16 protein-coding genes are annotated in these 23,369 nt (G+C 58.2%); 6 read left to right on the forward strand and 10 right to left on the reverse strand.

From position 1 onward, the window contains the following. The first annotated feature begins 13 nt into the window (after positions 1-13). Complete coding sequence (gene trpB, locus AC2FNN_RS02270) at positions 14-1,261, forward strand: tryptophan synthase subunit beta (protein ID WP_171170912.1); 1,248 nt, start codon at positions 14-16, stop codon at positions 1,259-1,261. A gap of 676 nt (positions 1,262-1,937) precedes the next feature. Further along, positions 1,938-3,590, forward strand: a complete 1,653-nt coding sequence (locus tag AC2FNN_RS02275; RefSeq protein WP_496756313.1) for an Ig-like domain-containing protein — start codon at positions 1,938-1,940, stop codon at positions 3,588-3,590. Positions 3,591-3,642: 52 nt separating this feature from the next. On the opposite strand, the gene AC2FNN_RS02280 is transcribed toward AC2FNN_RS02275, so the two are convergent. The 7 genes from AC2FNN_RS02280 to AC2FNN_RS02310 form a co-directional block, all read right to left on the reverse strand. Beyond that, positions 3,643-4,017 carry a DUF2237 family protein gene (locus tag AC2FNN_RS02280; protein ID WP_496756314.1) on the reverse strand — a complete coding sequence of 125 codons (375 nt, stop codon included), beginning with the start codon at positions 4,015-4,017 and terminating at the stop codon, positions 3,643-3,645. Between the two features lie 9 nt (positions 4,018-4,026). Continuing rightward, positions 4,027-5,190, reverse strand: a complete 1,164-nt coding sequence (locus tag AC2FNN_RS02285; RefSeq protein WP_496756316.1) for a serine hydrolase domain-containing protein — start codon at positions 5,188-5,190, stop codon at positions 4,027-4,029. 83 nt (positions 5,191-5,273) lie between these two features. Beyond that, positions 5,274-5,954 carry an aminoacyl-tRNA hydrolase gene (pth, locus tag AC2FNN_RS02290; RefSeq protein WP_496756318.1) on the reverse strand — a complete coding sequence of 227 codons (681 nt, stop codon included), beginning with the start codon at positions 5,952-5,954 and terminating at the stop codon, positions 5,274-5,276. Between the two features lie 141 nt (positions 5,955-6,095). After that, positions 6,096-6,749, reverse strand: coding sequence for a 50S ribosomal protein L25/general stress protein Ctc (locus tag AC2FNN_RS02295; RefSeq protein WP_496756320.1), 654 nt, complete (start codon positions 6,747-6,749; stop codon positions 6,096-6,098). Between the two features lie 249 nt (positions 6,750-6,998). After that, positions 6,999-8,165, reverse strand: coding sequence for an alpha-hydroxy acid oxidase (locus tag AC2FNN_RS02300; RefSeq protein ID WP_496756321.1), 1,167 nt, complete (start codon positions 8,163-8,165; stop codon positions 6,999-7,001). A gap of 145 nt (positions 8,166-8,310) precedes the next feature. Then, positions 8,311-9,102, reverse strand: coding sequence for a tryptophan synthase subunit alpha (trpA, locus tag AC2FNN_RS02305; RefSeq protein ID WP_496756323.1), 792 nt, complete (start codon positions 9,100-9,102; stop codon positions 8,311-8,313). 78 nt (positions 9,103-9,180) lie between these two features. Beyond that, entirely contained in the window at positions 9,181-9,669 is a 489-nt protein-coding gene (locus AC2FNN_RS02310; RefSeq protein ID WP_496756324.1) for an acyloxyacyl hydrolase, read from the reverse strand. A gap of 202 nt (positions 9,670-9,871) precedes the next feature. On the opposite strand from AC2FNN_RS02310, the gene ychF reads away from it, so the two are divergent. Next, positions 9,872-10,969, forward strand: a complete 1,098-nt coding sequence (ychF, locus tag AC2FNN_RS02315) for a redox-regulated ATPase YchF (RefSeq protein WP_496756325.1) — start codon at positions 9,872-9,874, stop codon at positions 10,967-10,969. A 78-nt stretch (positions 10,970-11,047) separates the two neighbouring features. Here ychF and AC2FNN_RS02320 read toward each other — a convergent pair whose 3' ends face one another. Beyond that, positions 11,048-11,440: a GFA family protein gene (locus AC2FNN_RS02320; protein ID WP_496756327.1), complete on the reverse strand. Its 393-nt coding sequence runs from the start codon at positions 11,438-11,440 to the stop codon at positions 11,048-11,050. A gap of 215 nt (positions 11,441-11,655) precedes the next feature. Between AC2FNN_RS02320 and AC2FNN_RS02325 the strand changes: the two genes are divergently transcribed. The 3 genes from AC2FNN_RS02325 (at position 11,656) to fdhF (ending at position 17,123) form a co-directional block, all read left to right on the forward strand. Continuing rightward, the gene (locus AC2FNN_RS02325) at positions 11,656-12,537 is read left to right on the forward strand and encodes a LysR family transcriptional regulator (RefSeq protein WP_496756328.1); all 882 of its coding nucleotides are present in this window, start codon (positions 11,656-11,658) and stop codon (positions 12,535-12,537) included. A gap of 85 nt (positions 12,538-12,622) precedes the next feature. Further along, positions 12,623-14,326 (forward strand): NAD(P)H-dependent oxidoreductase subunit E, encoded by a 1,704-nt coding sequence (locus AC2FNN_RS02330; protein WP_496756329.1) that lies wholly within the window; start codon positions 12,623-12,625, stop codon positions 14,324-14,326. Between the two features lie 13 nt (positions 14,327-14,339). Then, positions 14,340-17,123 carry a formate dehydrogenase subunit alpha gene (gene fdhF, locus AC2FNN_RS02335; protein WP_496756330.1) on the forward strand — a complete coding sequence of 928 codons (2,784 nt, stop codon included), beginning with the start codon at positions 14,340-14,342 and terminating at the stop codon, positions 17,121-17,123. Between the two features lie 270 nt (positions 17,124-17,393). Here the strand turns inward: fdhF and AC2FNN_RS02340 are convergent, their stop codons facing one another. After that, positions 17,394-21,482 (reverse strand): translocation/assembly module TamB domain-containing protein, encoded by a 4,089-nt coding sequence (locus AC2FNN_RS02340; RefSeq protein WP_496756332.1) that lies wholly within the window; start codon positions 21,480-21,482, stop codon positions 17,394-17,396. Further along, positions 21,479-23,242, reverse strand: coding sequence for an autotransporter assembly complex protein TamA (locus AC2FNN_RS02345; protein ID WP_496756389.1), 1,764 nt, complete (start codon positions 23,240-23,242; stop codon positions 21,479-21,481). Before AC2FNN_RS02345 ends, AC2FNN_RS02340 begins: the two co-directional genes overlap by 4 nt. Positions 23,243-23,369: the final 127 nt, after the last annotated feature.

Raw genomic sequence — 23,369 nt, forward strand, 5'->3', positions numbered from 1 at the left:
GCAGGAGACACCCATGGCCAACGATCTTTTCAATTCCTTCATGTCCGGCCCTGACGAACAGGGACGTTTCGGCATCTTCGGCGGGCGTTTTGTCAGTGAAACTCTGATGCCGCTGATCCTGTCGCTGGAAGAGGAATACAACAAGGCCAAGGATGATCCGACGTTCTGGGCCGAGATGGATGACCTGTGGGCAAACTATGTGGGTCGCCCTTCGCCGCTGTATTTCGCGGAACGCCTGACCGAGCATCTGGGTGGTGCCAAGATCTATCTGAAACGTGACGAGTTGAACCACACCGGCGCGCACAAGATCAACAACGTGCTGGGTCAGATCATTCTGGCACGCCGCATGGGCAAGACCCGGATCATTGCTGAAACCGGGGCAGGGCAGCACGGCGTGGCCACCGCCACCGTATGTGCCAAGTTTGGCTTGAAATGCATTGTCTATATGGGGGCACATGACGTTCAGCGTCAGGCCCCGAACGTATTCCGCATGCGTCTTCTGGGGGCCGAGGTGATCCCTGTGACCTCGGGTCGTGGGACGCTCAAGGACGCGATGAATGACGCGCTGCGCGATTGGGTGACCAATGTGCGTGACACGTTCTACTGTATCGGCACCGTGGCCGGGCCGCACCCCTATCCGGCAATGGTCCGCGATTTCCAGTCAATCATCGGCAAGGAAGCGAAAGAGCAGATGATGAAGGCCGAAGGCCGTTTGCCCGACACGATCATTGCGGCCATCGGCGGCGGTTCGAACGCGATGGGCCTGTTCTATCCCTTCCTCGACGACAAGGACGTCAACATCATAGGCGTCGAGGCGGGCGGAAAAGGTGTGAACGAGAAAATGGAGCATTGCGCCTCGCTGACCGGCGGTCGCCCGGGCGTGCTGCACGGCAACCGGACTTATCTGTTGCAGGATGACGATGGCCAGATTCTTGAAGGTTATTCGATCTCGGCCGGGCTGGACTATCCGGGCATTGGGCCCGAGCATTCCTGGCTGCACGAAATTGGTCGTGCGAATTACGTCTCGATCACTGACAAGGAAGCGCTCGAGGCGTTCCAGCTGTGCTGCGCCACCGAGGGGATCATCCCGGCGCTGGAACCAAGCCACGCTTTGGCCCATGTGATGAAGATCGCACCGGAATTGCCCAAGGATCACCTGATCTGCATGAACATGTGTGGCCGCGGAGACAAGGACGTTCAGACCGTGGCCAAATATCTGAACTTCGATATGTCAGACACCGAAGGCCGTACGGCGGACTGAGTGTGAACCGGGGCGGTATGTCCCGGTTGCTCTGTCTTGGGGTCGATGGCTCAAGCAGCCCTGAAAGCAATAATTTAAAGGCGAAACGTCCTGAACTTCCACGGCAGGCCGGGCAGGGTAGTCAATCATGTGGCATGTCAGCCCAAGGCAGGCTGCCCTGCAAAAAAGGGCAGCCGCCAAGGCGCATGCGAGGACAACACAGAAGCCGGAGGAATCGCCGGCTGCTGTGAACATCGATCATTCATTGTGGGCGCATTTGTTTCCTGATGGCTGCCAGTTGCGATCTCTACCTGAGATTGTTGCGAATGCCCCGGCAAAAGCCGAGAATTTGTAACCGACACTTCTTGAGCACGTGACTTGCAAATTCACGGCTCGTTGTGACGTCTTGCCAAGAAGACTTCCTGAAAACACCGGGGTTCGAAGTGTTTTCTGGGCATTTTTTGCCTTTGCCTTGCGGTTTGAACACGGCCATGTGACCCGCACGCCAAAGTTGAGTCGTTTCCAATTCTATACAGCGTCTCCAAATTGAATTAACTATTGGGTAACTGGCGTAGTTGCAGCCGGTTCAGGGGACGTCTCTGCAATGGATGGGACAATGGATGACGCGGTTCGAGGCACAGTATCATTGCCCGGACGCCCTGGTGTTTAGCACCCTCGCGGTGTTGTAGGAGGTAAAATGGTTAGGTCCGTTATTTCGAGGCTGCTGTGCCTCTGTTTTCTGATTTCAGCACTCATGATCGGAAGCGCGAAAGAGGGCGCGGCCCTTGGCGGCGGCTTTATCATAACCTCGGTTCCGACGCCGAACGGAGGAAGCATCTTTTTCAACAACATCCCATTTACAGGCACGGCCTTTGTTTCGCTCGGGGGCTCGGGGCAGGTTCCCGGCGGCAGTTTCTATTTCAACAACGGCATTCTGAACCAGAGTGCGATCACGCCTGCCGGCCTTGCTTCCCTGGGCTATATCGGCGCAACCATTCTCAGTCAGGATGGCGCGGATTCCACATATGCGGCTGACGGGTATATGGGGATTACGTTCACCGCACGCGAAATCGTCGGAGGGCCGCTTTATCGCTATGAGATCGCGTTGTCCGGTGTAACGAACACCCAAATCGTCAACACGCGCGTTCTGGTGGATACGACACAGCCAACCGCAACGATCGGAGCCTTGACGCCAACCGGCAGCGGAACGTTTCAAGCAACCATTACGCTGAGCGAACCAAGCACCGATTTCACCGTGGGCGACCTGTCCGTCACCAATGCAACGGCCACTCTGACCGGGTCTGGCACCAGCTATGTCGCCACTTTGACGCCCCAGAACAACGGCACCATCGAGCTTTTTGTTCCGGCAGGAGTGTTCTCGGACGCGGCTGGAAATCTGAACCTTGAATCAAACAGGGTCAGCACGCTTCAGGCCGTGACAAATACTCAACGTCAGATTCAGGCGTTCCAGAACGCCCGGGCCAACAGCCTTGTGACGAACCAGCCGAAACTGACCCAGTTTCTGCAACGCTCCGGGTCGGGTGTACTGGACGCTTCCGTCACGCAGGGCTCGGGGTATCTGAATTTCGCCAGTGATCCGGCGCGCCCCGTCTGGTTCAGTGTGACCGGCAACTGGAGTTCGCAGGACGATTTTGACAACTCCTATGCACTGGCTGTTGTCGGGGCTCATCGCCAGATCAATTCGAACCTGTTGATCGGTGCCATGCTTCAGTTCGACTATGCCGAAACGGAAAACGGCCCGGCCAGCGTGGACGGTACGGGCTGGCTGGTTGGTCCTTATGTTGTGGCAAAATTGCCCAATCATTCGGTGTTTCTAGAAGGGCGCGTACTTTATGGCCAAGCCGACAACAACATCTCTCCGTTTGGCACCTACGAGGACAGTTTCGACAGTGACCGTTGGCTGGCCCAGTCGCGTGTGACAGGTGAGATAAAGCGTGGCGCCCTGACATTGATGCCATTGCTGGACGTAAGCTATGCCAGTGACGATCAGAAAGCTTATACCGATAGTCTGGGCAATCTGATTCCACAGCAGGATTTCAGTTTGACGACGGCACGGCTGGGTGTGGATTTCAGCCACCCGCTGCAAGTGTCACGAGGAGAGATGCTGCTGACGGGCGGGCTTTCGGGGATTTGGAGCACGACTTCGGGTACTGGCACCGCTCCGGGCGTGACACCGATTGGCGACACCGCCCGTGCCCGCGCGGATCTGGGCCTGGACTACCGGCTGGAAAACAACAGCTTGCTTGCAGCAAACGTGTTCTACGATGGCATCGGTGAAAGCGGTTTTGAAAACTACAGCATCAGCCTGATCTGGCAAATGGCATTCTGACCCTGGGGCGAGACTGGATCGCGGATCAGGTCTCGCCAAGGCGCAATGGCTGTCAGGCAATCGCCTTGTTCTGAAGCAAGATATCAAGCGGCACAATCTCGAGCGCGTGTTGATGGGTCGCCTCCAGGTGAACCTTTGGGGCGCATCCTTCGTCATGGGCCTGCAGGAACCGGCCGGCACACAGACACCAGCTGTCACCGGGCTTGAGGCCCGGGAAATCGAATTCGGGCCGAGCCGTGCTCAGATCATTGCCGACGTATTTCGAGAATGCCAGAAACTCGGCCGTCATAACGGCACAAACGGTATGGCTGCCCTGATCCTCGGGGCAGGTATTGCACGCACCGTCGCGGAAGAACCCTGTCAGAGGATCGCGTGAGCAGGGCGCCAGAACGCCGCCGAGTACATTGATACTGTCTTGCTTCTGCATGAACACACCTTACAGGCTTTCTGCGATCTTGCGGAACGTTTCGATATTCTGGTCGTTCACGCCAGTATCGCGGAAATTCCGATCAGCACCGGTAGACACAATCAGAACGCCCCGAGGTTGGTTGAAATAGATGTATTGCCCATACACGCCCCGGGCCAGAAACTCTCCCTCATGGGCGCCGCGCGGGATCCACCACTGGTACCCATATCCAATCTTCCCCTGAGCGGTCGGGGCGCTGGGTTGAGTTGCCTCGAATATCCAGTCGGCGGGCACCACTTGCCGGTCGTTCAATTCCCCATCTTGCAGGATCATTTGCCCGAACCGTGCAAAGTCACGTGTCGTAAAGTTCAATCCGCCCAGAACAAAAGCGACACCGGCGCCGTCAGTGACATAATACCCGTCACGCTCAAGGCCCAGGGGCTGAAGGATTTTTTCCACCAAAAGATCCGCGACACTGCGACCGGTCGCCCCGCGTATCACCATGCCCAATACATGCGTGTCTATGGAAACGTATTGCCAGGTTTCACCGGGGGCCGCGAAACTGTCCTGCAATGAGGCTGCGAAATCGTCCAGTTCACCGCCCAGGGCAATCACACGGCCCATCCTGTTGATGTCAGATTTCGGGTCCAGATAATCTTCGTCAAACGTGACGCCGCTGGCCATGTTCAAAACGTTCCGAATTGTCGCCGTGTCATATGCGCTGCCTGCAAGTTCGGGGGCGTATTTGACGACGGGATCATCCAATGAATCGATTGCGCCCTCATGCAGAAGAATGCCGAAAAGCGCCGACAGATAACTTTTTGCCACTGACCACGAAATCCGGCGATCATCGGGACCGGTGCCCAGATAGTATTCCTCGAACCGGATCTTGCCGTTCTGCATGATGAGCAAAGAAGTGACCGAGCGTTCATCGATCCAAGTGTCGGTGCCTTCAGGAAGATCGAAACCTTCGCCGTAGGGCAGTTCCCATGTTGGGGCGTTTCCACGCGGCAGATCCACGGTCAGAAAGGCTTCATCCATGTGCGAAAAGTTGTGAACGATCTTGTCCTCGGCAAACAGAGAGTTCACCGCCATCAGGCGCTGTAACTCTTCGCGTTTCCAAAGCCCAACGGCAGCGGCGGCCAGAGCCAGCGCCAGCACAATGCGCAGAACCCACTTCAGTATGGACCGCATCGCATAGCCTCCCTTGTTTGCGTGTATTGGAACGCGGACATCCCGGTTTCGCAACGCCGACGTAACGGAAAGAGGGCGAGGCGCTATTTGAACTTGTCCAACAGTTTCTGCATGGCCGACCGTTCGTCGGCCGGTGGCTCAGAAGGTGCCTTTGATGCGGTTTCAGCTTTCGGAGCGGCCGTCTTGGACGACCGGGGCGGAGCAGTGCGCAGGGCCACCGCGTTCATGAATTTTCCACCATCATCCTGGGCCAGATGGGGCGCGCCGTCCGAAACACCCCGAAGAACGTCGTCCAGCCAGTCACTCTCGGATTTCGCAAAGTCACTCAGGACATAAGCCGAAACCATTTCCTTGCGGCCCGGATGTCCGATCCCAAGCCGTATACGGTCATAGGCTGCGCCTATATGATCGTGGATCGAACGCAGACCGTTATGCCCAGCGTGTCCGCCGCCCGCCTTTACCCGCACTTTGCCCGGGGCGAGGTCCAGCTCGTCATGGAACACGACAACATCTGTGGACTCGAGCTTGTAGAAACGCATCGCTTCACCCACGGATTGACCGGACCGGTTCATGAAGGTCTGCGGTTTCAGCAAAAGGATTTTTTCAGACCCTAACCGCCCTTCCGAGATTTCGCCCTGAAACTTGGATTTCCATGGACCAAACCCATGGTCTTCCGCAATCCGCTCCACAGCCATGAACCCGATGTTGTGCCGGTTTCGGGCGTATTTCTGCCCCGGGTTTCCCAATCCGACAAAGAGTTTCATGACCAAGCTCCGCCTTTGTAGCCTCGAGGCTATGTGATGCCCGGAATTGCCATGGAAATCCAGCCGGCGCCGCGCGTCTTGGCCATAAAAAAACGGGGCTCGTCAGAACCCCGTTTCAAAATCCAGACGTTTGATCCGGATTTATTCTTCTTCTTTGCCGACGACTTCGACTTCGTCGACTGCAACTTCTGTTTCTTCACCTTCTTCGTCGTCGCTTGTCGACAGACCAGTCGGTGCCGAGACGTTTGCGATCACGAAGTCGCGGTCGATGGTCGGCTTGGTGCCTTTGGGCAGTTCAACCGACGAAATGGTGACGACGTCGTTGATGTTCATTCCGGCCACATCAACGGTGATCTTCTCAGGAATGTCACCTGCGGTGCACAACAGCTCGACTTCCGGGCGGACAACGGTCAGAACGCCGCCCTTCTTGATGCCGGGGGCTGCATCTTCGTTGATGAACTCAACCGGAATGTACAACGCGATCTTGGTGGTCCGGCGCAGGCGCATCAGGTCCAGGTGGGTCGGCAGGTCTTTGACGACATCACGCTGAACATCGCGGCAGATGACGCGAACGTCTTCATGGCCTTCGACCTTCAGGTTCCACAGGGTCGACTTGAAGCGACCGGCTTTCAGGCGCTTGAACAGTTCGTTGAACGGAATCTGAATCGGCAACGGATCTTTGTCGCCGCCAAATACTACGCCCGGAACCATGCCTTCGCGGCGAGTTTTGCGAGCGGCGCCCTTGCCTGTCCCCGTCCGTTCCAGAGCTACGAGATCAGGAATCTCTCCAGCCATGATAATTCTCCAATGTTAGGGCGGGTATCCTCCAAGGCTGTATACCCGCGTGAAGCCGCGTCCTTATCTCGATTCATCCGGTTTGGAAAGGGGGAAATCACAGCTTGTCGTTCTGTATGGCTCAACCGCGCGCTTCGGAGTGTTCTTTGTCAGATGAGTGCAGGGTCCGCTGCTTCATCTGGCCACAAATATCCCGGGGGAGACGCCCGGAACGGGCGGCGGGGGCAGAGCCCCAAATCTCCCGCGGGCTCAGCCTTGCCAACGACCACCGAAATCTTCTGGTACCAGAAGATTATGCGCCCCCAGCGCGCCGACGGTTTTTTCACCGCACAGCGCCATTGTTGTATCAAGTTCCTTCTGGATCACCTCAAGCGCGGTGGTGACGCCTTTCTGACCCATGGCGCCCAGCCCATAAACAAATGCGCGTCCGATATACGTCCCCTTGGCCCCCAGCGCCAAGGCTTTGAGCACGTCCTGACCCGAGCGGATACCACTGTCCAGATGCACTTCGACATCATTGCCGACAGCGTCCATGATCTCGGGCAATACCCGGATCGAGCTGAGCGCGCCGTCCAGCTGACGCCCGCCATGGTTCGACACGACAATGGCATCCGCTCCCAGCTTGGCAGCCATTTTGGCATCTTCCGCGTCGAGTATCCCTTTCAGGATCACCTTTCCGCCCCACTGCTCCATCAGTTTTTCGACTTTGTTCCAGTCAAGGGTGGGGTCGAACTGTTCAGCGGTCCAGGCCCCCAGCGAAGACGCGTCCGAGATACCTTGCACATGTCCCACTATATTGCCGAACTCGCGCCGTTTGGCCCCCAGCATTTCAATGCCCCAGGCCCATTTGGTCATCAGGTTTGCGATGGTCTTTGCGGTCAGTTTGGGTGGTGCGGACAGGCCGTTTTTCAGGTCCTTGTGCCGTTGGCCCAGAATTTGCAGATCCAACGTGATCACCAGTGCCGAACACCTGGCGTCCTTGGCCCGCTGGATCAGACGGCTGACATAATCAGCGTCCTTCATCGTGTAGAGCTGGAACCAGAACGGCTTGTCGGTGTGCTCGGCCACGTCTTCGATCGAGTTGATCGACATTGTGGAAAGGGTAAAGGGAACACCAAAATCCTCGGCGGCTTTGGCGGCCTTCATTTCTCCGTCCGCATGCTGCATCCCCGTCAAACCGACCGGGGCCAGCGCGACCGGCATCGACACCTTCTGACCAATCATTTCCGAGGCAGTCGAACGGCCGGACATATCAACGGCAACCCGCTGGCGCAGGCGGATCTTTTCAAAATCGGAACTGTTTTCGCGGAATGTCTGTTCCGTCCAGCTGCCGCTTTCAGCGTAATCGTAGAACATCCGCGGCACGCGGCGCTCGTAAATGTGCCTGAGGTCTTCAATGTTGGTTATTACAGGCATGACTCAGACCTCCGAACTTACTGGTTCGTTTTCCTTACCAATGCACGTCAAAGCCTGCAATGATCTGCCCCGGCATTGGGCAGTCACAAGCCTGCCCCAGACCAGTCTGCGGCAGGCTTTTGACTGTGTTGTTTTATCTGCCGGATCAGGCGCTATGGGCGCCATCCGAAAGGGACTTTACAAAATCCAACACTTCATAGACCGGTTTGCCTGCACCGATCTGGCTGACGATCGCCGATCCGACTACGGCACCATCTGCCACGGACGCGATGTTGCGGGATTTCTCGGGCGTATTGATGCCAAAGCCCACAATCACCGGCAGCTCGGTTGCGGCCTTGATGCGGGCAACCTCGGGGGCCACATCGGTTGCCTGCGCCTCGGCTGCGCCGGTGATGCCTGTGATTGACACGTAATACACGAAGCCCGAGGTGTTTTGCAGAACGCGCGGCAGGCGCTGGTCATCCGTGGTAGGTGTTGCAAGACGAATGAAGTTCAGCCCGGCCGCCTGAGCAGGCAGGCAAAGCTCTTCGTCTTCCTCGGGCGGCAGATCGACAATGATCAACCCGTCAATTCCGGCATCTTTGGCATCGGCCAGAAAGGCCTCAACACCCCGGCTGTAAATCGGGTTGTAGTACCCCATCAGGACAATTGGCGTTGTGTCGTCTGTTTCCCTGAAAGCACGGGCCAGATCCAATGTGCGCTGCAACGTCATCCCGCCATCCAGCGCGCGTTGGCCCGCCGCCTGAATGGTAGGGCCATCAGCCATCGGATCAGTGAAGGGCAAACCAAGTTCGATGATGTCCACACCCGCGCCGGGCAGGCCTTTGACCACGTCGAGCGAGGTGTCATAGTCTGGGTCCCCTGCCATCACATAGGCAACAAAAGCCTTCTTTCCTTCGGCTTTCAGGGCGGCAAACTTAGCGTCGATACGGGTCATCGGATGTCCTTGCAATCGGGTTTGGACCCGTGTGCAGAAACTTTGACCGAAAATCAATCCCGCCAACGCAGGAATAGGTCAGAAGCCCAGATGATACCGCAGCAAAACCGCGTTTACGCCAGGGTTCTCATCGTTGGTGCTGGCGTTAGATTTGTGCGTGATCGCAACTGACATTCTGTTGCCGTTGTTCAGGTTGTATCCAAGGCCCAAAAGGCTGCGGATCTGAAAGTCTCCGCCCAGGTCGTTCTGGTCGTTGCTGGCATTGAAGTACCCCGGCATGACACTGCCTTCAACGAACCAGCGCTCACCCAGAGAATACAGCCCGACCAGCCCAACACCGATATGCGTATCCCCGTCTTCGTCCACAGAAAACGCAGCACCCCAGCCAGCACTGAACCGAGTTGCCTGGTGAAAAGGAGTGTGCTGATATTCGAGAGCAATCAGTGCCTGATCTTCGGACGTCGCCTCGGAAAAATCTGAATACCCGGCACCAAAAACAACCGTCTGCGCCTGGGCTGTAGCAAATGTAGAGACCGTCAGTACGGCCGCAAGAAGGAGCTTTTCCATTATTGTCTTTCTGCCATTTTAATTGGTCATGTTATGCCATTTGTTCATTCTATCCTTCGTTTTTCAGAACCGACAAGAACACGATTCGAGAACAATTTCGTGATGTGGCCGAAGGGACTCAAACAAAGTAGCCCGGCAATCACTTGCGCATTGATGCGGACCTGCATAGAAGCTGCGTTCGTATTCTATGCAGGAGGCCGTTATGGGCTTTAAGATGGGAATCGTGGGTCTGCCGAACGTGGGCAAGTCGACCCTGTTCAATGCGTTGACCAAAACCGCTGCCGCGCAAGCCGCGAACTTCCCGTTCTGCACGATTGAGCCCAATGTCGGTGATGTGGCCGTGCCGGATGAGCGGCTGGATAAGCTGGCGGCGATTGCAAGCTCGAAACAGATCATTCCCACACGCATGACCTTTGTGGACATTGCGGGCCTGGTGAAGGGCGCGTCGAAGGGTGAAGGCTTGGGCAACCAGTTTCTGGCCAATATCCGCGAGACGGACGCGATTGCCCACGTGCTGCGCTGTTTCGAAGACGGCGACGTAACGCATGTTGATGGCCGCGTCGATCCGGTGGCCGATGCCGACACTATCGAGACTGAGCTGATGCTCGCCGATCTGGAAAGCATTGAAAAGCGCCGCGCCAACCTGGTGCGCAAGCTGAAAGGCAACGACAAAGAGGCGCAACAGCAGGACCGCCTGCTTGCCGAAGCGCAAGTGATGCTGGAAAGCGGCAAGCCAGCACGACTGGTCGAGGTTTCGGACGAGGATGCCAAGGCCTGGAAGATGTTGCAGCTGTTGACCACCAAGCCGGTTCTTTATGTCTGTAACGTGTCCGAGGAAGAAGCCGCTGAGGGCAACGAATACTCGGCAAAAGTTGCCGAGATGGCTGCCGCCCAGGGCAACTCTCACGTCATCATCAGCGCCAAGATCGAGGAAGAGATCAGCCTGCTTGAAGCGGACGAGGCACAGATGTTCCTTGAGGAAATGGGTCTGGAAGAACCCGGTCTCGACCGTCTGATCCGTGCCGGTTACGATCTGCTCAAGCTGGAAACCTATTTTACGGTCGGCCCGAAAGAAGCCCGCGCCTGGACCATCCGCACCGGCACCGCTGCACCGCAGGCGGCTGGTGTCATTCATGGTGATTTCGAAAAGGGATTCATCCGCGCCGAGACCATCGCCTATGAAGACTTTGTTGCCTGCAACGGCGAGCAAGGGGCGAAAGAGGCAGGCAAGATGCGGGCCGAGGGGAAAAGCTATGTCGTCAAGGATGGCGATGTGATGCACTTTTTGTTCAATACTTAAGGGTGCGCCACAATCCGCAATCGTATTGACGTATCGAGGCCCGCCAACTCAAATCGGGAAATGAACTGTCCTGTGCTTTCAAGTCTGTCCGACGACTGAGGTTGCATCCCAAGATTGCGCAGACTCTTGATAGATTGATTTTTCTGGATTGTATTTTCGCGGATCATCTAGCGATGATGCGTGAACATAGATACGATCATCCATAAGACTGCTGCGCCTTGTAAGTTGCGCTCCACAGTTCGGGCAGAAGCCGCTGAACGTTGGGTTGCCCGACTCGCCCAGCATTTCGTACGTTTTGCAAGCACTACTTATTTCAAAAGAGTCACGGACCAAAGGCATCATCTCTGAATGCCCGGAACCTGTGAGTTGCTGGCAGTCGCGACAGTGACAGCGAAACATTGGTACATCAAGTCGGGTGCCTTCATAGCGAACCAGGCCACATTTGCACCCACCTGTTATTCGTTCCGTCATCCTGAAACCTCCGCCTCTGGAAGCTAAGATAATTTCCGGGTTTTGTCAGCTTTGTTTCGCTTGGTCGATGACGTCATACAATTAACTGTTCCTGCATGGTAAATGACTTGAGTTCGGGAATCACAAGTCGCAGCCCGCGCAATTTAAGCGCTCTTTTCTCTGCCGTCGAATATCCGATACTCTGACGAACGACCTGCCAACAGGAATGCCCTGAGATGATCGAAATTCGCGACCTGCAATTGCTCAGTGCCTTGGCACGGCATCGGCATTTTGCAAAGGCGGCCGAGGAATGCGGGATATCTCAACCCGCGTTCTCGATGCGCATTCGCAATCTTGAAGAGAGACTGGGCGTGTCCATCGTCCGCCGCGCCAACCGATTTCAGGGCCTGACCGAAGAGGGCGAGATGATCGTTCAGCGGGCGCGTCGTATTCTCGATGACACCAAAGCACTCGAACAGCAGGTGCTGGCCAACAGGGGCGAGATCACCGGTACGCTGATCCTTGGCGTGATTCCGACGGCCATCGCCTTTACCGGGCGCCTCACCAAACGCTTTCGGCAAGCGCATCCGCGCATCGTTACGCGCATCGAAACCATGTCTGCCACCGCCATTCAACACCGGCTGGACGAAGGAAGCCTGGACGCCGGGATAACGTATGGCGACAGCATCGGGACCGATCTGCGACAGGTGCAACCTTTGTACGAGGAAACCTATGTTCTGCTGGTTCCGTCGCATATGACGGACGAAACCGGCCCATTGCCTTGGGCGCGCGTGGCTGAATTTCCGCTGAGCCTGCTTGAGCCGCAGATGCAAAACCGGCGTATTCTGGATCGTATCTTTGCCGAACAGGGGCTGCACCCGGACGTCGTTGCCGAAACCAGCGGATTTACCGCGTCGATGGTGATGGCACGCGAGGGGCTGGCCGCCACGGTTGTGCCGCGTGTGCTTATTCGGGCATTGGGCGAGTTGCAGGGGACAAAGGTGCTGCCGCTGGTCGATCCGATTGTCAGCAAACCGATCTGTCTGGCCACCCTGAGCCGAGATCCTGAACTGCCAACGGTGCAGGCACTACGCGCTGTGGTGACGTCTTTACGGTGATAAGGTGTCGTTATCGTGCGATTGCAAAAAGCGATTTGACGATATGCTGGCCTGATGAGACACGGGGTCTGAATCGGAGGGCATCATGGCACCATTAGACACCAAGCCATCAGGCGCACCCAAGGGCGTCTGGAAGTCAGGTAAAGGCAAGGGGCGGCACACGCCCAAAGGCCGTCAGTTTACGGATGAAGCACAGGCCGAAATTGCGCGCCTGTTGGGCAATCGTCCACGCCGCCGCGACCTGTTGATCGAGTATTTGCACCTGATTCAGGACACGCACGGCCATATCAGCGCCGACCACATCGCCGCGCTGGCCGTCGAGATGCGGATCGGGCAGGCCGAGATCTTTGAGACCGCGACCTTCTATGCCCATTTCGACGTGGTGAAAGAAGGTGAAACACCGCCCCCCGCGCTGACCATTCGCGTCTGTGATTCCCTGTCCTGTGAGATGGCAGGTGCCCGACAACTGCAAAAGGCGCTGGAAGATGGGCTTGATCCTTCCGAAGTTCGTGTGCTGCGCGCGCCCTGTATGGGCCGTTGCGACACCGCTCCGGTGCTGGAAATCGGGCACAACCATATCGACCACGCGACCCCCGAAAAGGTGCAGGCTGCGATTGCTGCCGATGACACCCATGCTCATCTACCCGATTACGAAACCTTCGCGGCCTACGTCAAAAACGGCGGCTACGCCAAGCTGAAAGAGCTGCGCGAGGGCGGCGACTGGGAAGAGGTTCAGGAACAGGTTCTGGCCTCGGGCCTGCGCGGTTTGGGCGGCGCCGGTTTCCCGTCGGGCAAGAAATGGGGCTTTGTCCGCATGAATGACGGCCCGCGCTATCTGGCCGTGAACGGGGACGAGGGCGAGCCCGGTACATTCAAGGATCGCTACTATCTGGAGCGTTCGCCGCATGTTTTCCTCGAAGGTATGCTGATCGCCGCCTGGGCGGTCGAGGCAGAGACCTGCTTCATCTACATGCGCGACGAATATCCAGCCGTTCTGGAAGTTCTGCGGCGCGAGATTGCTGCGCTGGAAGAGGCCGGAATCGTTGAGCCGGGTTATATCGACCTACGCCGGGGTGCCGGTGCTTATATCTGCGGTGAAGAGTCCGCGATGATCGAATCGATCGAGGGCAAAAAGGGCCTGCCGCGTCACCGCCCGCCCTTCGTGGCGCAGGTCGGCGTCTTTGGACGCCCGACGCTGGTGCACAATGTCGAGACGCTCTACTGGGTGTCCAAGATATGCCGGGAAGGTCCGGAGATCCTCAATTCAGTTGAAAAGAATGGCCGCAAGGGGCTGCGCAGCTATTCGGTCTCGGGCCGGGTGGCGAAACCCGGCGTCTACCTGTTGCCGGCAGGGTCGACCATTCTTGACGTGATTGATGCAGCCGGGGGCATGGCCAAAGGTCATGTGTTCAAGGCGTATCAACCGGGCGGGCCGTCGTCAGGTCTTCTCCCCTCCAGCATCGACGACGTCCCGCTCGATTTTGACACCCTACAGCCGCTGGGCACCTTCATCGGGTCTGCTGCGGTTGTGGTTCTGTCCGATCAGGACACGGCCCGCGATGCGGCGCTGAACATGCTGCGGTTCTTCGAGGACGAAAGCTGTGGCCAATGCACGCCCTGCCGGGCGGGCTGCGAAAAGGCGGTCAAGCTGATGCAGGCCGAGAAGTGGGATACCGACCTGCTGGAAGATCTGTGCCAGGTGATGGGCGATGCCTCGATCTGTGGTCTGGGGCAGGCGGCCCCGAACCCGATCCGTCTGGTCATGAAACACTTCGCTGAAGAAATCTGAGGGAGACAGAGCCATGCTTGATGCAAGCCCAAACAAGACCGTCACCTTCAATCTGAACGGCGATGACGTCACCGTGCCCGAAGGCACCACCATCTGGGAAGCGGCCAATGGCCGTGGACTGGTGATCCCGCATCTGTGTCACAAACCGGCGCCGGGCTACAAACCCGATGGCAACTGCCGCGCCTGCATGGTCGAGGTGGAAGGCGAGCGTACGCTGGTCGCCTCGTGCATCCGTCCGGCGGCTGACGGGATGGTGGTGAAAACCGACACCGACCGCGCCGAGAAATCGCGCGCCATGGTCATGGAACTGTTGGTGGCCGACCAGCCCGAGCAGCCGCACGATGCCTCGAGCCATTTCTGGGATATGGCCAAGCTGAACGATGTCAGCGACAGCCGCTTTCCGGCGAAAGAGCCCGAGAAGATCCCGCTGCTGGATGACAGCCATGTGGCGATGCGGGTCAATCTGGATGCCTGCATCAACTGCAACCTCTGCGTCCGCGCCTGCCGCGACGTGCAGGTCAATGACGTGATCGGCATGGCCGGGCGCGGGCATACCGCGCAGGTGGTGTTCGACCAGAACGATCCGATGGGCGCATCAACCTGCGTGGCCTGCGGTGAATGCGTTCAGGCCTGCCCGACCGGCGCGCTGATGCCCGCCACCGTGCTGGACGACCAGCAGCACGGCGACAGCAAGGATTACGATTCCGAAACCGAAAGCGTCTGCCCCTTCTGCGGGGTGGGCTGCAAGGTCAGCCTCAAGGTCAAGGACGGCAAAGTCAAATATGTCGAGGGCATCAACGGCCCCGCCAACGAAGGCCGTCTGTGCGTCAAGGGCCGGTTCGGGTTCGACTATATCCACCACCCGCACCGCCTGACCAAACCGCTGATCCGGCGCGAGGATGCACCGGCAAAAGGTCTGAACGTTGATCCGGGCAACCTGTCGACCCATTTCCGCGAAGCGACCTGGGAAGAGGCGATGGATCTGGCGGCCACCAGACTGATGGCCCTGCGCGACCAAGACCCGCGCAGCGTTGCGGGCTTTGGTTCGGCCAAGTGCACCAACGAAGAAGCGTACCTGTTCCAGAAATTCATCCGGCAGGGCTTTGGCCACAACAACGTGGACCACTGCACCCGTTTGTGCCACGCGTCGTCTGTGGCCGCTCTGATCGAGAACGTGGGTTCGGGCGCGGTGACGGCGACCTTCAACGAGATCGAGAATGCCGATGTGGCCATCATCATCGGGTCGAACCCGATTGAAAACCACCCCGTCGCCGCGACCTATTTCAAGCAGTTCGCCAAGCGCGGCGGCAAGCTGATCGTGATGGACCCGCGCGGCGTCGGCATGCGCAAATTCGCGGACGAAATGCTGCAATTCCGGCCCGGTGCCGATGTCTCGATGCTGAACGCGATCATGAACGTGATCGTCGAGGAAGAGCTTTATGACAGCCAGTATATCCATCGCTGGACCGAGAACTGGGAGGCCGAGAAGGAGCACCTGCGCCAGTTCACGCCCGAGGCGATGGCACCGATCTGCGGCATCGACCCCGATCAGCTGCGTCGCGTCGCGCGTACTTTTGCGCAGGCCAAGGCTGGTCTGATCTTCTGGGGTATGGGCGTCAGCCAGCATATCCACGGGACCGACAATTCGCGCTGCCTGATCTCGCTGGCCCTGATGACAGGGAACGTCGGCAAGCCCGGCGCGGGTCTGCACCCTCTGCGGGGCCAGAACAACGTGCAGGGCGCATCAGACGCCGGGCTGATCCCGATGTTCCTGCCGGACTACAAGACGGTTACCGATGACGGCATTCGCGCGCAGTTCACCAATGTCTGGAAATCGGGCGATTTCTCGAACGAGAAGGGTCTGACCGTCACCGAGATCATCGACCAAGCCTATGCAGGCAACATCAAGGGCATGTACATTCAGGGTGAAAACCCGGCCATGTCCGACCCGGATGTTGGCCACGCACGTGAGGCCCTGGCCAAGCTGGACCTGATGATCGTGCAGGACATCTTCCTGACCGAAACCGCGAACTATGCCGATATCATCCTGCCGGCCTCGGCGCTGTATGAAAAGAACGGTACGGTGTCGAACACCAACCGTCAGGTGCAACGTGTCCGTCCGGCCGTGGCGCCTCCGGGTGCAGCGCGAGAGGATTGGAAGATCACGGTCGAACTGGCGCAGCGCATCGGGCTGAACTGGGATTACACCGATGTGTCCGAGGTTTTTGCCGAGATGAAACTGACCATGCAGTCGCTTGACAATATCACGTGGGAACGGCTGGAAACCGAGACGATCACCTATCCGTCGCTCAGCGAAAGCGATCCCGGCCAGTCTATTGTGTTCGGCGATGGTTTCCCCCGCGCGGGCGGCAAAGCAAGGTTCACTCCGGCCAATGTCATCCCGCCTGATGAGGCGCCTGATGATGAATACCCGATGATTGCCACCACCGGCCGTCAGCTGGAACATTGGCATACGGGTTCAATGACCCGCCGGGCAAAGGTTCTTGACGCGGTCGAGCCAGAGGCCAACTGCTCGATGAACCCGCGCACGCTGAAGCTGATGGGGATTGAACCGGGCGAAATGATCCGCCTGACCACGCGTCGTGGTTCGATTGAAATCATGGTGCGCGCCGACCGGGCCATCGCCGAAGACATGGTGTTCATCCCGTTTGCCTATGTCGAAGCGGCGGCGAACATCCTGACGAACTCGGCCATCGACCCTTACGGCAAGATCCCCGAATTCAAATTCTCGGCCATTCGTGTCGAAAAGATCGAGGATGCGAAGGCTGCGGAATAAGATCGCGGCCAGACTGAACAAGGGCGGCCTCTGGAAGGGGGCCGCTTTTTTCTTTGCCGCGCCGTCGTTCGAACGGCAGCCCCATCTGACTTGCCCCGGCAATTCGTTGGGTTTTCAATTGGCCGCGGCACCACGTAAATTTCCGCACTGGCGATGGCATCACGACCACCAACGAAATCGGAACCAGGCGTCCATAAGGCAATTTGAACACCCGTCACCTGCTGGTGCGAAACAAACGGATGGCTCAACGCAGCTTTTATTGACGGCTGGTCAATAGTCACGCTCGAAGAACAGACCCAGGCCGGTTTCCCCTCGGCCATCGACCGTACCGCGCACCGTGAAATTGTCCGTGACATCGAGGTTCAGGTTCACTTCGGTGTCACCTTCGGTGTTCACGGTGAAGTCCGTATAGAGGTTTTCACCCAAGTATGCGCCCGCGCCCAAACGGCCCGCGCCGCTTTCGGAAGCCCCTATGTCGACCGTGTCGACTCCGGTGGAGTCGCGGAGACCTTTGGTTGCATCCCCACCCGCACCGCTAAGCTGCGCCAGTGATGCTGCCATTTGCGCGATCAGGAAAGGCGAGATTTCTGAAAACCGGTTCCCGAACAGCAACATTGCCAGCGCTTCTTCAGCCGGACGTTCGGGGTCGGAAAACACATTGACCTCAGGTGAATCCAGCGGGCCGGCAATTTCGATCGTCGCGGTGCCGTCCGACGTGCTGGCTGAAGATTCGAACTCGATATACGGGGTCAGGTCGCCCTGCAATGTGACGATCCCCTTGGTCAGTGCCAATCTGCGGCCCAGAATGTCGAAATTCCCCCGGATCAGTTCGATCTGACCGGACGGAACAACAGAAGCAGTGGTGCCGCCGATGAATATTCGACCGCCCAGTTCTGCGTTCACCCCGCGCCCTCTGACGAAAACCGCCTTGGGTGCAAGAAGGCTGATATCCAGCGCAATACGGGATGCGCTTTTCTCCGATCCTTTGGTTACGACCAATCCGGCCCGCTCTCGCGTGATGAAACCGGCGCGACTCTCGTTGATGTGCTGGATGTCGGGGATAGGTGCCGCGCCTACGGCGCCGGACGCGGCGGCAAGGTTGATGTTGGTTTCGTCAAACGTGATCTGACCGGCCAGCGAACTGTTTCCGGCCAACGCCCCGGTCATGGCAATCTGACCGTTCAGGGTGGTTTCATACAGCAACCGGTCTGTCAGCACGAGATTGTTCAGGGTGGTGGTAATCTGGGCGTTGAACGGAGGGGTCAGGTCAACAGGCCCGTTGACGGTAAAGTTGCCGCCCGCCCGAACTCCGCCATTCAGTTTTATGTTTGCGCGGCTTTGCGCCAGATCCACCTGACCACTGATCCCGGTAATGGTCTGGCCAGCACCCGGAATGGCAAGGGATGTGCCCGAAGTGGTGACCGATCCGCTCAGCGACGCCAGCGCCGGAGCACCTTTGAGTGCCAGATCGAAGCGCGCTGACCCGTCGATCTTGTTGGGTGTGATGAAGACATTCGCGATCCCAAGGTTGATGCCGCCCTGTGCTTTCAAATCCGCCTGACCGCTGGTTTCATCAAAGGTGCCGGCCAACGTGGTGTCTATGTCGGCAGGCCCTTGCGCCTTGGCGTCAATCGTCCAGACACCATTATCGCGCTTGGCCGTTCCCTTTGCTGCCACAGTGCCGGGAAATTCGGGAACGAACCGCTCGATCCGGTTCAATTCGGCGTCAAAATCCACATCAGCCGAGCCATTCCGGTCAACCGTTCCTTGAAGGCTGGCGTAAGAGCTGTCAGGCCCGTCCAGGCGGGCAGTGCCTTCCAGCCCAGAGCCGGTCGGAGCGACGTTCCCGCTCAGGTTCAGCGGTCCGGACAAGGTTTGCGACAGACGGGCAAGGTCATCCAGTTTGGCGGAAAAGTCCAAACCGCCGGCGTCTCGGTTCAGCTTGCCCGATGCGCTCGCCGAAAGGGCGGTTCCAATCAGTTGGAACGTACGGATATCCAGACCTTCATCGTTGTTCATCGCGTCCACGGTCAGGTTCGTTCGCCCCCGGATCAGGTCGTCAACGGCGTCGATCCCGGTTTTGATATCGTCCGCCGCCAAGTTGCCTTTTACGTCGAACGCCTTGCTGCCGACTGCGCCCTTGCCGGCAACATCCGCTCGGATCGCCCCTGCCAGATCGCGTTTTGCAAGACTTGAAAACGGTGACAGGTCCGGGATGTTCAGATTGACCTGCCCGTCAATGGCAAGGGCTTTCCTTGGGTCGTCTATGGTGGCAGAGGCTTTGGCGGTCAGCGCTGAACCGTTCACCGATGCGTCGCGGATCACAATCTGTTCCTGGCTCAGCGCACCGTCGAACGTGATCTCGTTGCGACCGACCAACAGCGGGTCGATCTCGGTCAGACCGGTCTTGATATCCCGGCCCGATACGCTGGCTGTGCCGTCAAACTCCAGTGTCTGAACGGTTCCCTTTCCGTTCAGTTTTGCTTGCACTGCACCCCCAAGTTCACTTTTGGCAAGGCCCGAAAACACGGACAGGTCCCGGGAATTGACCGTTGCCTGACCATCGATCGTCACGTTGCCATCAGGGGTCGTTACGGTGCCGTCGGCCTGGGCGCGCAAGGTTTCACCGATCAGGGTGAAATCTCGGATGGTTACGCCATCTGCGCCACGCCTGGCGTCGAGCGTTATTGCTGTGTTGCCCTTGATCACCGGATCGATGTCATCACGCCCGGTCGAGAGGTCAGTTCCTTCAACCTCCAGTGTGCCGTCGAAACTGCCTTCCAGTGGCGAGCCCTGACCGGTCACCCGGGCCGAGACCTGGCCTCCCAGCTCCAGTTGGGCCAGTTCCGAAAACCGGGACAGATCCGTGGCTTCCAGAGTGGCGGTGCCGTCGATGGCCAAACCGGTGGACAGGCCGCTGACCAATGCGTCGACACCCAATTCGTAATCCGAACCAACCAGTTCGAGACCGGTCAGGTTCAAGGATTGGTCACTGCCATAGTCAAAGGTGCCATCCAGAGTGACGAGGTCGCCTATTGCTGCATTCAGGGCCTCGTCCGCCAGATCAATTCCGTCCAACGCGGCCTGCAGATTGCCATTGATTTTCAGCACTACGCCCTGTTCCAAGGTCCCGTGAGCAGTAATTTGCGCGCGCTCCAAATTAACTTGCTCGGCCTGCACGGCGTTCGCAGTCAGGCTCAGGTCCCAGTGATTGCCGTTTTTTTCGTCGTACAGCGCCGAAATCTGTGCCGCTCCAACGGACGTGTCACCGCCCGAGGCTGGAAGAGTTACCCTTTCACCCTCCGGTGGCGTTATGCGTCCTTGCAGGGCCGCGAGTTGCAATCGCCCACCTGCCGCCAACTGTAACTGGCCTTTCAGGTTCAGTGCTTGTGATGAAAACTCCAGTTCGTCAATTTCCAGCGCGCCTTCAGGTTGGGTTCGCCCATCCACATAAAGTTGTGTTTTGGCACCGAAAAACGTATCCATTTCTTCGGCGACAAAAGGTGTCAGATCACCGCCGAGATCGGCAGTAAAGGCAATGCCCTCTTCCGCGCTTGTCGCCGCAGTCGGGGCCGAGCGCAACCGAACCTGCCCTGTCACCCGAGGCTGACCATCGCTGCTGAGGCCGATATCGGCCGTAAAATCGGTCACGGGCCCGGACCCTTTCGCTGTCAGAGCGATAGGTGGGGTATCCGGCATTTCAAGAGCGGTCGAGATCAGGCCGCCCGCTGCCTCTGTCACCTGAAGATCAAGATCGATCTGGCTGTTTGAATTCTGAAAGCCCGCGGCCAACTTGATCTCATCGCCTGCCCGGTCCAGCCGGGTGATATCAAGGTTGGTGTCCAGCGTTCCGTCGGCCAGTGACAGGTTGCCGCTGACCGCCAGTTCTGCGGCCACTCCGATCAGGGGTTGGCCCAAAGCCAGCTCGTCGATGCGAATTTCACCGATTTCGATGGCTACGGGCAGTTCAGGCAGTTGGAAGCCTTTTGTTTCTGCGGTTGGCGGCGGCGTATCTTTGGTGGTGGTGCCCGGCGCGCGGGCAACGTCGATCTCTTGTGCAGTCAAGGCATTGACCGAGAACCGCCCACGGATCAAAGCCAGCCGGTTCCAGTCAAGTTCGGCGTCCTTTATGGTCAGCCAGACCCCTTCGTCATCGGCAACCGTGATCTCGGCAATCGTGGCACGTGAACTCAGTGCACCTTGCAAGCCTTTGACGGTGACGTTCTGATCGTCGCCCGACAGTGTGTCCTGTAGGAACCGCTCGATCATGCTGCCGCCTTCGTCCTCCTGCGGATGTCCGGCCACAGGCACGATTGCCAGCGCGGCGATCAGCAGAGGATATGAAAGGTGCCGTCTCAAAATGCCTGTCCTATCCCGATATAGAACTGTAGCCCGTCCCCGGTGGGACCGCTGACAGGATAGGCCAGATCAAAACGCAGGGGGCCAAACCCGCCCAGATCATATCTTACACCAATACCGGCGCCCGAGTGGTCTTCCGCGCCGCTGCCGACAAAGGAAGATGTATCGACGACACCGTAGTCGTAAAACCCGACCAGCGACAGGCTGTCGGTCACCTTGCCTCGGATCTCGCCGGACAAGCCAATAAATGACTTGCCGCCCGCGACGCCGCTTCCGACCGGAATGCCGAGGCTTTCATAGGGCTGCCCGCGAACGGTTCCCGCACCGCCCGAGAAGAACAGAAAGTCAGGCGTGACGCCATTTGCGGGTGGGCCGATCACCGATCCCAGTTGCGCCCGCCCCGCCAGCACAACCCGTCCTCCGGTGCCAAGGCTGGTATAGGCACGACCGTCGAAAAACAGACGAATTCCGGTGTCGCTGCCGGAAAAGCCGACAAAAGGCATGATCTGGGAATCCAGATAGAAACCCCGCGTTGCACTGACTTTGCTGTCACGCTCATCCCATTCGGATCTGAACGGCACGATGAAATACCTGAACTTGCGCCCGCTGCCATATGCGTCATCGGCGTCCGACCACTGGAACCCGGCCGATGCCTCGGCGTAAAGATTGTCCGAGAACGTTCGGCGCGCACCATAGGCCAGCGAAGCCACCGTCACGTTGTAGTTTTCCGTGTTGCGGCGTTCCAGCAGGGCGCTCCAGAAGGTGTTGTCATCAGGTCCAAGCCGGTCAGGTTGATCCAGACGCAGCCCGATCCGGCCATCAATATCCTCTGCGCCGCCAATATTTCGAACCGCCGCTTCGAAGCGCAGACGTTCCGCGCGCCGGAACATATTGCGATGGGTCCACGTCGCAGTCACATCCACACCATCACGAGAGGCCAGTTCGACACCAAAGGTCAACCGACGTTTGGGCAGGTCTTCGAACGTGGCGTCGAAATCCAGTGTACCATCGGGGTTTGGGGTCTCTCGTTCCTGCAACGAGACTACGTTGAACGTGCCGGTCCGGCGCAACCGTGTTCCCACCTTCTGGATTTTCTCGGGGGAATAGACCTCTCCGCTTGGGAATCCGGCGATCTTTTCGATGGATCTGTGGCGCACATCTGAATTGCCCTTGATGAACATTTTGCCAAATGTCAGCCTGCGCCCGGGGTCAAGGTCGATCTGGGCATCCAGACGGGCTTGGGCGTGGCGCGCGATGATCGTCTGTCCCGCAATCCCGGCTTTTGCGTGACCCGCGTCCCTCCATCCCTGAACACCGGCCGAGGAGGCCTGTTGAATGGCACCGGTCGTCGCCAGTTTCCCGGGGGCAAAGTCTTCGGGCAGTTCCGTTTCAGGGGCCAGGGGCTGAACAATGGCGGTGCCGAATTTGAAGCTTGGCCCGGTTTCAACGGTAATCGCAGCGCGGTTTATTTGTGCAGGCACCGTGAGAGAGCTCAGCTCGGCCGCTTCCTGTCCATCAAGCTTGATGCTGACGACCGGGCTGAAATACCCTTCATCGTACAGGATTTGCACGATCGTACGGTAATCCGACAAGGCTGCCGAGAGGATTTCAAGCGGGGTGTCGAGGCCGCGTTCCTCAGCCGTGGTTACCGAGGATGTCTGCTTGAGGCGTTCAACCAGTTCTTTCGATGCGCCGGGGGCGGTGAGAGACGTTTCCAGCGCCGCCAGTGTGGTTGGGGCCAAACTCACAACTGCGGCCATCAGCCAGCGCCCCAGACGGCATTGCCGCTTGCTCCTTTGCATGAATTGCCCCAACTGTCCCAATTCCAGTTCTCTTGCCCGCGCCATGCGCGGCCCTTTGAATTCAGGTTAGAGCATCTGCAAGCGG

The organism is Ruegeria sp. BHSA118 (genome assembly GCF_059613405.1).